Consider the following 11068-nt stretch of genomic DNA (forward strand, 5'->3'; position numbering starts at 1 on the left):
GTCAGCCCGGAAAGCGTGTCCGGGCTGGCCGAAACGATAGCCAAACCATCCGGTCCGCGCTAAAGGGCCGTTTCATGAACATGATTACCACGACGAAGGCCCTCGAAGCGGCCTGTGACGCCCTCCTCCAACATCCCTATGTGGCCGTTGATACCGAATTCATGCGCGAGACGGTCTACTGGCCCCAGCTCTGCCTGATCCAGGCGGCGGCCGGCGAGACCGAGGTCATCATCGACCCGCTCGCTGACGGTCTCGATCTGGAGCCCTTCTGGGAGTTGATGGCCGATGAGCGGATCATCAAGGTCTTCCACGCCGCGCGCCAGGATCTGGAAATCTTCTTCCACCAGGGCGGTGACAATCTCATCCCGCGTCCGATGTTCGACAGCCAGGTCGCGGCGATGGCGCTCGGCCTCGGCGATTCCATCGCCTATGACGCGCTCGTCCGGACTTTGCTCAACAGACCGATCGACAAGGGTCCGCGCTTTACCGACTGGTCGCGCCGGCCGCTCTCCGAGGCGCAGACAACCTACGCCATCGCCGATGTCACCCATCTGCGCGATCTTTATCCGATCATGGTCGAGCGGCTGGAGAAAAAAGGCCGGACGGAATGGCTGGCCGAGGAAATGAAAACCCTCACCAGCCCGTCCACCTATCGCCTCGACCCGGAAGAGAGCTGGCGCCGCATGAAGCTGCGCAAGACGACACCGAAATGGGTCGCCGCCCTGCGTGCCGCCGCAGCCTGGCGCGAGACCGAGGCCCAGACCCGGGATATGCCGCGCCAGCGCGTCATGAAGGATGACGCCATCTACGAGATCGCCGGCGTCGCCCCGACCGCCGCCGAACAACTGACCGGCCTGCGCGCCGTGCCCAAGGGGTTTGAACGCTCCAGCGCCGCGCGCCGCCTGTTTGAGAAAATGACCGAAGCGCTCGCCGATCCCGAGGCCTATGCCCCCAAGGTCGAAAAGCCGGCCCCGCCGCCGCAGGGTCTCGGACCGACGGTGGAATTGCTGAAAGTCTTTTTGAAGCTGGTCGCCGATGACCGCGATGTCGCGCCTCGCCTGATTGCCACCGCGCCCGATCTCGAAAAGATCGCCGCCGATGACAAGGCCGATGTGGCGGCGATGACCGGCTGGCGCCGGGACGTCTTCGGAGAACCCGCCCTCAAGCTCAAGCGCGGTGAAATGGCGCTGGCGCTGAAAGACGGCAAGGTCGTGGTGGTGGACACGAAGGGTTAGCCGCGCGCGCCCAGCCCGGTCACATAAACCACCTCACCTGTCCGGCCGACGACTGTCGCGAGATTGTCGAGCAGGGAGACCGAGCGCTCGACATAGAGGTCGCGAACACTTTCATCGACTTCCAGCCGGATCACGTCTGGACCGACGGTGAGTGAGTAGCGGTCCAGCAGCGCCGGTGAGCGGCCGGACAGCTTGGCGCCAAGGCGCAGGGACAGGCCCAGCATCTGGGCCAGATTGTGCTGATCCTCATCGATGAGATGGAAGATCGGATTGTCCTCCAGCACAGCGCGCTTGCCGGCATAGCGATAGTGGATGGCCGCGGCGAGGAAGACCCGCTCGGCATGGGTCACACCGGCGAAGGGCGCATAGAGCACACTGCCGCGCGCGAGATCGGCCCGATGGTCAGGATGGTGACGCGCGCCGAGATCGGTCAGGCGTGTCGCGGCTTCGTGCAAGACCCTGTCGCGCGCGGGGCCAAACGCGGTTTCCAGCGCTCCGAAAGCCGGTACCAGCCAACGGGCCAGCGCCCGGCCGAAATCCGGCGTCGGGGCGTTCGGCAGCGCCATCGCCTCTGCGCCGGCAATCAGCGGATCCTGGGCCAGCAAGGCCGGAGGCAGACCCGATGCCAGCACGCCCTCGCGCACGCCATAGGCCGAGAAGACGAGGCGGTCGAACGCACCGAGCTGCATGATCCGGCGCAGCAGGAGGGCGGCATACGGCAAGGTAGCCACACGGCGAGACGAGACCCCCGGCGTGCCCCGCAAGGAGGCCGGGCTGAGCCGGGTCGCCAGCCGAACAAGCTCATCGGTCTGGCGCGCGCCCAGCGAAAACTCATGGACCACATTGAGCGGGTAGCCGAAGCGCGCAAAGGCGAGCTGACCCAGCGCACGCCAGGCACCGCCGACCGCATAGAACGCCCCACCCTGCCCGGTCAGCTGGCCGGTCGCGCCCAACACCCGGTCGAGCGCCGCAACAAGCGCCGCCTCGTCCATGACGTCATCGCCAAGCATTTCCTGTGGACCCAGGGCGGTCGTGACGCCACGCCCGGGCAGGCCGTCATTCATCGCCGTCAGTTCGAGACTGGATCCCCCCAGATCGCCCATCATGCCCTGGGCATCGGGGATGCCGGCACCGACCCCCATGGCCGACAGACGCGCTTCATCCTCACCGGACAGGACACGGACGGCCAACCCGGTTCGCGCGGCGACCGCCGCGATGAAGTCGGGGCCGTCACTGGCATTGCGCACGGCAGCGGTCGCGACCACATGGCGGTCGCTGACACCCTTTGCGTCCAGCAGGCGCTGGAAGCGCTTGAGGGCCCGCAGGGCAATGTCCCGGCCCTCCGGATGCAGCTTGCCGGTGTCATGAACGCCGCGCCCCAGACCGGCCATGACCTTTTCGTTGAAGATCGGCCAGAGCGAGCGCCCCTCGACCCGGAAATGGACAAGACGCACGGAGTTGGAGCCGACATCGATGACCGCGATATCGCGATGAATGGCCTGCTCGGCCACGAAGTCGGAGGGCATTGGCGCGCGGGTCAAATCCGGTCAGCCATTATGGTCGGTCAGGACGGGCGGCTGGTCATGCTTGAGCGCGTGACCGCGTCCGGAGAGGGAAGGATTGGTCATGAAATAGGCGTGCGCGCTGAAAGGTTTGTCCACATTGGCCGTATCCACCCGCCGATAGTCGCCCTGGCCATCCATATACCAGGACTGATCGGTGTCATTGAGATTGGCGACCATGATCTGATCGAGCACCTGGCGATGCACGGTCGGGTTCTGGATCGGACAGAGATGTTCGACCCGGCGATCCAGATTGCGGGGCATCCAGTCGGCCGAGGAGATGTAGAGTTTCGCCGCCGGCGATGGCATCGCCTTGCCATTGGCAAAACAGACAATGCGTGAGTGCTCGAGGAAGCGCCCGACAATGGATTTGACCCGGATATTGTCCGACAGGCCCGGAATGCCCGGGCGCAGGCAGCAAATCCCGCGCACCACGAGCTCCACACGCACACCGGCCTGGCTGGCCCGGTAAAGGGCATCAATGATTTCGGGATGGACCAGAGAGTTCAGCTTCGCCCAGACCGCCGCAGGCAAGCCGTCTCCGGCATTGGCGATTTCCTGCTCGATATGTTCGAGAATGGCCTCTTTCATGCCGATCGGCGAAACCGCCAGGCGCTCCAGATTGTCGGGACGGGCATAGCCGGTGACATAGTTGAACACTCGCCCGGCATCGCGGCCAAAGGCCGGGTCAGCGGTGAAGAGCGACAGATCAGTATAGATGCGTGCCGTGATCGGGTGGTAATTCCCGGTGCCGAAATGGGCATAGGTCCGAAGGTCGGAGCCTTCGCGGCGCACGACCAGCGAGATCTTGGCGTGGGTCTTGTACTCGATGAAGCCATAGACGACCTGCACACCCGCGCGTTCGAGATCGCGGGCCCATTTCAGATTGGCTTCCTCGTCAAAACGGGCCTTCAGCTCGACCAGCGCCGTGACATTCTTTCCGCTCTCCGCCGCCTCGATCAGCGCCGCCACGATCGGACTGTCCTTGGAGGTCCTGTAGAGCGTCTGCTTGATCGCGACCACTTCCGGATCCGCGGCAGCCTGGCGCAGGAATTCCACCACCACATCGAAACTCTCATACGGGTGGTGGACGATGATGTCCTTCTCGCGGATGGCCGAGAAACAATCGCCACCATGATCGCGAATCCGTTCCGGATAGCGCGGCTCATAGGGCTTGAACTTGTGCTCGGCCCGGTCATCCGGGATCAGCTGGGCAACTTGCGACAGGCCGAGAAGGCCGGACACCGGGACAATGTCCTGCGGTCCGGCGTGCAGGTGCTGAACGATAAGATCGCGCAGCGCCGGCGACATGCCTTCATCCAGTGTCAGCCGGACCACCACGCCGCGTCGACGCTGTTTAAGCAGGTTTTCGAACTCCAGCATCAGGTCTTCGGACTCTTCCTCGACCTCGATATCGCTGTCGCGGATAACCCGGAAACTCCCCTTTCCGACCACTTCATGGCCGGGGAAGAGCGTGTCGACGAACATGGTCAGCACGCTTTCCAGCGTCATGAAGCGTCGCGCCGGACGGCCGCCCTCCTTGGCCGGTCGCGTCGGCAGCTCGACAAAGCGCTTCACGCCACTGGGCAGCGGAATGAGCGCATTCATCAGCTTGCCCGAACCCTTCTTGCGTAGCTGCAGGGCCAGCGCGAATCCGAGATTGGGAATGAAGGGGAATGGGTGCGCCGGATCGATCGCCAGCGGCGTGATCACCGGCAGGGTGTGTTTCAGGAAATCGCCGCGCAGCCAGGCCTCATCCGTGCTGGATACCTGACCAGCTTCCAGAACCTTGACGCCGGCCTTGCCGATCTCGATCTTGATCGCCCGCCACAAGACCTGCTGGCGGATCATCAACTCGCCGGCCAGCGTGTGGATCTTCTCCAGCTGCTCGGCCGGTGTCAGACCATCAATACTGGTCGAGGAGACGCCGTTATGAACCTGGGCCCTCAGACCGGCGACACGGACCATGTAGAACTCGTCCAGATTGCTGGCCGAGATCGACAGGAAGCGCAAACGCTCGAAGACGGGATGGTTGGCATCGGCCGCCTCGTCCAGCACCCGCATATTGAAACGCACCCAGGACAGTTCGCGATTCAGGAAGCGCTCGGGCGTTTCCATCAGGCTTTCCGTCTCGGCGAGGTCGCCCACGGGAACATTCATGCCGCGTCTCCAGTTTCGGACCAGCTGTCCAGGATTTCGCGCGCGATGGCGCGGGTGATCGGGGTCTTCTTGACCAGGGCCAGCTTGTCCATGCGTTCGGCCAGCAGGCGCACCGCCGCGACGGAACGTTCCATGCGCGGCAACAGATAGTCTATCACGCCGGGACGCACAGGTGCTCCCCGGTCGGCCAATTGTTTTTCCATCATGCGGGTCAAAAGCGCGTCATCGGCCTCGTGGAGATCCGCGTGGACCAGGGCCCGCAAGCGCGAGACCAGATCCGGCAGGCGCACTGGCCAATGCGCCGGTCGGGTCCTGGCCGTCAGCAGAAGCGCCGGGATTTCGCCCTCTGCAGCACGATTGAAGAGATGGAAGAGCGCATCCTCATCGACGCCGCGATCGACATCCTCGATCACCAGCGACGTGTCCGGCACCAGGGCCTTCATGTGTCCGGCCAGCGCCGCGGCCGGCAAGACCAATGCCTTGTTCTGGATGGCCCAGATGGCGGCGAGATGGGATTTCCCCGCCCCTTCCGGCCCGACCAGTGCCATGAGATTGCGCGGCCACTCGCCCGGGCGGGACAGGACATCACGCGCAGCGGCATTCGACGGGCCCAGCATGAAGGCGGCCTCGGAAAAATCCTCGCGCGCCGGAAGGTCCAGCGCCATTTGCGGTGTCATCGCCATGGCTTCAGCCGTCGCATGCCCTATTGCTGGGACAGGACCACCCAGCCCAGTCCGGGGTGTTCTTCAAGCGTCGCGCCGCGCTCGGCAAGTTCCGACACCAGCTGGTCGAACTGGCCGCGATAATCGACGGTCATGCGCGCGCCATCGCGGGACATGGCATCAAGCTGTGCCCCCTCGACCAGCGAGGCCCGACTGAGCGCTGCCTGCAGGCGTCGCCATTCCGCCAGACCGCCATAAAGCACGGTCACACGCAGTGAGGTGGTCTCGAAATCGCGGACAATCGAGCGCCGTTTCCAGTCATCCTCGCGATCGGTGACGAAGCTGCTCGCGGCATCGCGCCAGCCGCCATAAACGGTCTGCGGACCCCAGGTATCAACAACGAATTCGCCGTCCGCCTCGATCGAGACCAGATAACCACCGAAACGCCGGATCCCGTCCCGCTCACCGGCGCGAAGCACCGCAATCCGGTTAAGACCAAACATGGCCGCGGTATCACGCAGCGCCATCTCGTCCAGCTGCAGGGCCTGACGGGCAGAAATCGGCACTGGCACGGAGCTTCCAGGGCGCTGCGGCACCATGATGGGCGTCAAGGCATGACTGAAATCCTGATCGGTGAAAGCCGCGCGCCAGGGATTGGCATCCCACAGCGAGAACCCGCCCTCACCCTCATGCACCGGCAGTATGAGGAGCGGCCGTGACTGCGATTCGACATAGGGCACACCATAGGCCGCCATGACCCGCCCGACAGCACGCGGATCAAAGGTCACGTCCAGTTCGGCGAGATAGCGGGTCGCACTGCGCTGCTCGTTCGAGATTTCCAGACCGGCGATCATCTCCGCGATGATCGCATCATCCAGCCCGAGACCGGATACCATCTCGCCGGATTCAGAGAGATGCGCCGCGAGCTCGAGCCCGGTTCCGGCACGGTCCTCGGCGAGGGTGAGACGTTCGACCAGCCGACGGGCTGCGGCCAGTTGGCCTTGCCGCATGGCGGCGGTCTGGGCCTGCAGGGCATTGTCTGCGGTGGCGTCGATCGCGACGCCGGTGACGGTATAGGGGTCTTCCGCCCGGGCCGCCGGAAGGCAGGCGAGGCTCAGGCTAAGCACGGCGAGAATGAAACGCACGGTGGCGACTCCTGTAAATTGGGCTTTGAGCGCACTATAACCACCCGCTGTCGGGCGTGAAGCCCGCGGCTTGCGTCCGGGGCGTGTTTCGACATACACCGCGCCTGTTTTTACAGACTGGGGAAACGGCATGTCCGGAACCGGAAACGACGATCGCCCGAATGGGCTGACCTATGCCGATAGCGGCGTCTCCATTGATGCTGGCGACGCGCTGGTCGACCGCATCAAGCCTCTGGCCGCGATGACACGGCGCGCAGGGGCAGCCGCCGACCTTGGCGGATTTGGCGGAGCCTTCGATCTCAAGGCGGCCGGCTTTACCGATCCCATCCTGATCTCCGGCACCGATGGTGTCGGCACCAAACTCAAACTGGCCATCGCCACCGGCAAGGTCGACACGGTCGGGATCGACCTTGTCGCCATGTGCGTCAATGACGTGCTGGCCCAGGGCGCCGAGCCGCTTTTCTTCCTCGACTATCTGGCCTGCTCGAAACTGGACCCCGCCCGGGGCGAAGCGATCGTCTCGGGCATCGCGGCCGGCTGCAAGGAAAGCGGCTGCGCCCTGATCGGCGGCGAGACGGCGGAAATGCCGGGCATGTATGAGGGCGAGGATTTCGACCTCGCCGGCTTTGTCGTCGGCGCGGCCGAACGCGGCCGTCTCCTGCCCGACCATGACACCATGGCTGCCGGCGATGTGCTGATCGGTCTGGCATCCTCCGGCGTCCACTCGAACGGGTTTTCCCTTGTTCGCAAGGTCGTCGAGCTGGCCGGGATGGACTGGACCGACGCGGCACCCTTCGCACCGGGCCAGGCGCTCGGTGAGGCCTTCCTGGCGCCGACACGGCTTTACGTGAAAGCCTGTCTGCCGCTGATCAAGTCCGGCCTGGTGACGGGGCTTGCCCACATTACCGGTGGTGGTCTGGTCGAGAATCCGCCGCGTATGACGCCGGATCATCTCATTCCCCATATCGACTATGACGCCTTCACCCTGCCGCCCGTCTTTCAGTGGCTCGCCGAGACCGGCGGGATTTCCGCGCATGAGATGCACCGCACCTTCAATTGCGGCGTCGGCATGCTGCTCGCGGTCAATCCGCAGGATGTGGATGCGGCGATGGAAGCGCTTGCGCTGACGGGCGAGACCGCCATGATCATCGGCGAACTCAAACCGGCCTGACGCGAGGGGCACACAAATGGCGAAGACCAAGATCGCCGTGCTCATCTCGGGGCGCGGTTCCAATATGCAGGCCCTGATCGAAGCGGCCCGGGACGAGGATTTCCCGGCCGAGATCGTTCTTGTGGCCTCGAACAATCCCGACGCGCCAGGTCTGGACGTCGCCCGTGCGGCCGGGATCGAGACTGATGTCGTCAATCATCGCAACTTTGACGACCGGGAGTCCTTCGAGGAAGCGCTGGACGCCACCATCAAGCTCTATGGCGCGCGCATTGTCTGCCTCGCCGGCTTCATGCGGATCCTTACACCCTGGTTCACCGAGCGCTGGCGCGACCTGCTGATCAATATCCACCCCTCTCTCCTGCCGGCCTTCAAGGGCCTGCACACGCATGAGCGGGCGCTGGAAGCGGGCGTCCGGATCCATGGCTGCACGGTGCATTATGTGCGTCCGGAGATGGATGACGGCCCAATCATCGGCCAGGCCGCCGTACCGGTCCTGCCCGGTGACACGCCGGACACATTGTCCGAGCGCGTCCTGCAGGCCGAACACAAACTCTATGCGCAATGCGTGGCGCTGGCCTGTTCGGGCAAGGCACGTGTTGCGGGCGAACGGGTTCGCCTCCAGGTCCGCGAATTCGGCGCTGAATTGCTGATGAACCCGCACGATTGATTGCCGGGCCCACTGAATTTCGCGCGGACCGTGTTCCGCGCGGATCGGGCTCAATCAGGCTTGACGATCGCCAATCGCGCGACGCGCTTCATTTCGGCGACATAGCTCTCTTGCGTCCAGCCACAGGCCTCTACCAGCTGTTCCCAGTTTCGTATGGATAGCAGCGTCCAGAGCAGGTCCGTCGCCTTGGCAGCATTATGCTGGCCGGACAGGAGACTATCCCTCTTGAGGGCGTTGACCGCCGCCTCGCATCCCTCTCGCATCGCCGTCATGCGATCGTCCCACGCCAAACGCGCAGCCTCGTCACCGGGTGCCATCTCAAGCAGCGCCCGGCACACCGGATGGACCACCGGGATGTAATTGCCCCAGGCCTCGATAAAGGCGTCCAGGCGTTCCAGGCCGGATGCGGCCTGACGGCTGGCAGCCAGTCGCGCATCAATCTCGCTGCGCGCGTCAACATAGCGTGTCACGGCAATCAGCAGCTCGGCCCGGTTGGCGAAATGCAGATAGACAGCCTGTCGGCTCACGCCGGCAGCCTTCGCGACATCACTCATCCGGGTTTGGCCTCCACAACCCTGTTCGAGCAATCGCCAGCAGGCCTGCAGAATGCGATCCCGCGTTGAATTCCTGTCTTCCGGCATGGGCGCATTTCCTCCCTGGCATGACCCGTCCGCCGGGTATTCGTCCATCAGTCTGATGTCACTTGACACTATGTCAAGCGCGTGGCACTTGACGCCATGTAAAGTTTACACAGCGTCAAGCTACGGAGACCCCGATGCCCCACACAATTCCCCCAACCGACACCCTCGTGATCGGCGCGACCGGCAAGACCGGTCGCCATATCCTTCACCAGCTGCAGGCAGCGCAGCATCCGGTCCGGATCGGCTCCCGCCACGCCGAACGGCCATTCAGCTGGCAGGACCGCAGCGGCTGGCCTCATGCGCTGGAAAATGTCCGCGCTGCCTATATCGCCTACGCACCGGACCTCGCCGTTCCGGGCGCACAAGCGGATATCGCCGCATTTGTGGCCACCGCCCGCGAGGCCGGTGTTCAACAACTCGTCCTGCTCTCCGGGCGTGGCGAAGCCGAAGCCCAGGCCAGCGAAGACATCGTCCGGAAAAGCGGGCTTCGCTGGACGATCATCCGGGCCAGCTGGTTCTTCCAGAATTTTTCAGAAGGCGCCTTCCTGCCCATGGTCCTGGCCGGTGAACTTGCCCTCCCTGTCGGCCAGACGCCCGAGCCCTTCATCGATGCGCGGGACATTGCCGATATCGCTGTCGCCGCGCTGACGACACACGAACATGACGGCGCGCTGTATGAAGTGACCGGCCCGCAGGCACTGACCTTCAGCACGATCGCCGACCTGATCTCGGCACGGGTCGGCCGCACGGTTACCCATATCGACATCCCGCACGCAGACTTTCTGCACGGTGCCCGCCAGGCAGGACTGCCCGCAGACCATGTCTGGCTGCTGGACTATCTCTTCAGCACAGTGCTGGACGGGCGCAACAGCGCCACCACGGATGGAGTCGAACGCGCGCTGGGCAGAAAGCCGCGCAGCTTTGACGCCTTTGCGGCCTCACTGCCCGGTAATGCGTGGCAGTCTGCGCCCGTTGAAGCGGTGGCGGCCACATGACCATCCTGACCCTCGCCTCGCTCGGCCTCGGCCTGATGGCCGGTCTTGTCGCCGGCATCTTCCTCGCCTTTTCCGACTTCATCATGCGCGGGCTGGAATCGGCGGGTGCCGATGCCGGGGCCGAGGCCATGCGCGGCCTCAACCGCACGGTCTATGCCTCGAAATTCCTGCTCATGCTGAAAGCCCTGCCCGTGCTGGCCCTGGCCGTGGCTGCAGCGGCCTTCCTGCTGGAGCGACCGGGCATGGCCGCCTGGCTCGGCTTCGGCGCGGTCAGCCATATCGCTCTCGTCATGCTGGCCACATTGATCCGCAATGTGCCGATGAATACACGCCTCGAAAGCCTGACCGGCGAAACACAAGCCAGTGCCGCCTATTGGCCCGGCTATGTCAGCCGCTGGACCGGGTGGAACCATGTTCGAACAATGGGCGCCATGATCAGTTGCGCCTGTTTCCTGATGGCATCGGCTGCCTGATTGACGGCCGGGTCTTGCGAGCGTGCCTGCAAACACGGCAAGAAGGGGCACGCTAGCGAGGCCGGACATGTTGATCGCCGACACCATTCTGATTGACGAGACAGAGATCGAGGAACGCTTCATTCGCGCTTCCGGTCCCGGCGGCCAGCACGTCAACAAGACCGAGAGCGCCGTTCAGCTGCGCTTTGACCTCGCCGGCAATACGTCCCTGCCGGACGCCGCGAAACGGCGCCTGGTGCGCCTTGCCGGCTCACGCATGACCAAGGATGGCAGCCTGGTGCTGAAAGCCGACAGCCATCGCGAACGCGAGCGCAACCGGGCCGAGGCCCGGAACAGGCTTCGCAAGCTGATCGAACA

11 protein-coding genes are annotated in these 11068 nt (G+C 64.3%); 6 read left to right on the top strand and 5 right to left on the bottom strand.

All coding sequences use genetic code 11. The features are described 5' to 3' along the window. Window positions 1-74: 74 nt before the first annotated feature. Window positions 75-1235 (top strand): ribonuclease D, encoded by a 1161-nt coding sequence (gene rnd / locus QZ266_RS02515; RefSeq protein WP_295691386.1) that lies wholly within the window; start codon window positions 75-77, stop codon window positions 1233-1235. Here rnd and QZ266_RS02520 read toward each other — a convergent pair. From QZ266_RS02520 to QZ266_RS02535, 4 genes are read right to left on the bottom strand one after another with little or no spacing between them, the layout of a single operon-like run. Then, a complete protein-coding gene (locus QZ266_RS02520) occupies window positions 1232-2776 on the bottom strand; it encodes a Ppx/GppA family phosphatase (protein ID WP_295691387.1) in 1545 nt (514 codons plus the stop codon). The genes rnd and QZ266_RS02520 overlap by 4 nt on opposite strands. A gap of 6 nt (window positions 2777-2782) precedes the next feature. Continuing rightward, the gene (locus QZ266_RS02525; RefSeq protein WP_295691389.1) at window positions 2783-4957 is read right to left on the bottom strand and encodes an RNA degradosome polyphosphate kinase; all 2175 of its coding nucleotides are present in this window, start codon (window positions 4955-4957) and stop codon (window positions 2783-2785) included. Then, window positions 4954-5640 carry a hypothetical protein gene (locus QZ266_RS02530; protein WP_295691390.1) on the bottom strand — a complete coding sequence of 229 codons (687 nt, stop codon included), beginning with the start codon at window positions 5638-5640 and terminating at the stop codon, window positions 4954-4956. The genes QZ266_RS02525 and QZ266_RS02530 overlap by 4 nt, the downstream gene beginning before the upstream one ends. A 20-nt stretch (window positions 5641-5660) precedes the next feature. Next, window positions 5661-6764 (bottom strand): DUF2066 domain-containing protein, encoded by a 1104-nt coding sequence (locus QZ266_RS02535; RefSeq protein ID WP_295691391.1) that lies wholly within the window; start codon window positions 6762-6764, stop codon window positions 5661-5663. 130 nt (window positions 6765-6894) lie between these two features. Between QZ266_RS02535 and purM the strand changes: the two genes are divergently transcribed. Both purM and purN read left to right on the top strand, forming a co-directional pair. Continuing rightward, window positions 6895-7935 (top strand): phosphoribosylformylglycinamidine cyclo-ligase, encoded by a 1041-nt coding sequence (gene purM, locus QZ266_RS02540; protein ID WP_295691392.1) that lies wholly within the window; start codon window positions 6895-6897, stop codon window positions 7933-7935. Between the two features lie 16 nt (window positions 7936-7951). Next, window positions 7952-8602, top strand: a complete 651-nt coding sequence (purN, locus tag QZ266_RS02545; protein WP_295691394.1) for a phosphoribosylglycinamide formyltransferase — start codon at window positions 7952-7954, stop codon at window positions 8600-8602. A 50-nt stretch (window positions 8603-8652) separates the two neighbouring features. Here the strand turns inward: purN and QZ266_RS02550 are convergent, their stop codons facing one another. After that, window positions 8653-9291, bottom strand: coding sequence for a TetR/AcrR family transcriptional regulator (locus tag QZ266_RS02550; protein WP_367178199.1), 639 nt, complete (start codon window positions 9289-9291; stop codon window positions 8653-8655). Between the two features lie 86 nt (window positions 9292-9377). Between QZ266_RS02550 and QZ266_RS02555 the strand changes: the two genes are divergently transcribed. The 3 genes from QZ266_RS02555 to arfB form a co-directional block, all read left to right on the top strand. Next, a complete protein-coding gene (locus QZ266_RS02555) occupies window positions 9378-10238 on the top strand; it encodes an NAD(P)H-binding protein (RefSeq protein WP_295691398.1) in 861 nt (286 codons plus the stop codon). After that, entirely contained in the window at window positions 10235-10711 is a 477-nt protein-coding gene (locus tag QZ266_RS02560; protein ID WP_295691399.1) for an anthrone oxygenase family protein, read from the top strand. The genes QZ266_RS02555 and QZ266_RS02560 overlap by 4 nt, the downstream gene beginning before the upstream one ends. 67 nt (window positions 10712-10778) lie before the next feature. Further along, on the top strand, window positions 10779-11068 hold a 290-nt coding region (arfB, locus tag QZ266_RS02565), incomplete at its 3' end, for an alternative ribosome rescue aminoacyl-tRNA hydrolase ArfB (RefSeq protein WP_295691401.1).

Origin of the sequence: uncultured Maricaulis sp. (assembly GCF_905480005.1) — a bacterium.
In the GTDB taxonomy this organism is placed as follows: domain Bacteria; phylum Pseudomonadota; class Alphaproteobacteria; order Caulobacterales; family Maricaulaceae; genus Maricaulis.

Coding starts and splice junctions, on each gene's coding strand:
- rnd (WP_295691386.1), top strand. CDS start 75: ATGAACATGATTACCACGACGAAGGCCCTCGAAGCGGCCTGTGACGCC.
- QZ266_RS02560 (WP_295691399.1), top strand. CDS start 10,235: ATGACCATCCTGACCCTCGCCTCGCTCGGCCTCGGCCTGATGGCCGGT.
- QZ266_RS02555 (WP_295691398.1), top strand. CDS start 9,378: ATGCCCCACACAATTCCCCCAACCGACACCCTCGTGATCGGCGCGACC.
- QZ266_RS02530 (WP_295691390.1), bottom strand. CDS start 5,640: ATGGCGATGACACCGCAAATGGCGCTGGACCTTCCGGCGCGCGAGGAT.
- purM (WP_295691392.1), top strand. CDS start 6,895: ATGTCCGGAACCGGAAACGACGATCGCCCGAATGGGCTGACCTATGCC.
- QZ266_RS02550 (WP_367178199.1), bottom strand. CDS start 9,291: ATGGACGAATACCCGGCGGACGGGTCATGCCAGGGAGGAAATGCGCCC.
- purN (WP_295691394.1), top strand. CDS start 7,952: ATGGCGAAGACCAAGATCGCCGTGCTCATCTCGGGGCGCGGTTCCAAT.
- QZ266_RS02525 (WP_295691389.1), bottom strand. CDS start 4,957: ATGAATGTTCCCGTGGGCGACCTCGCCGAGACGGAAAGCCTGATGGAA.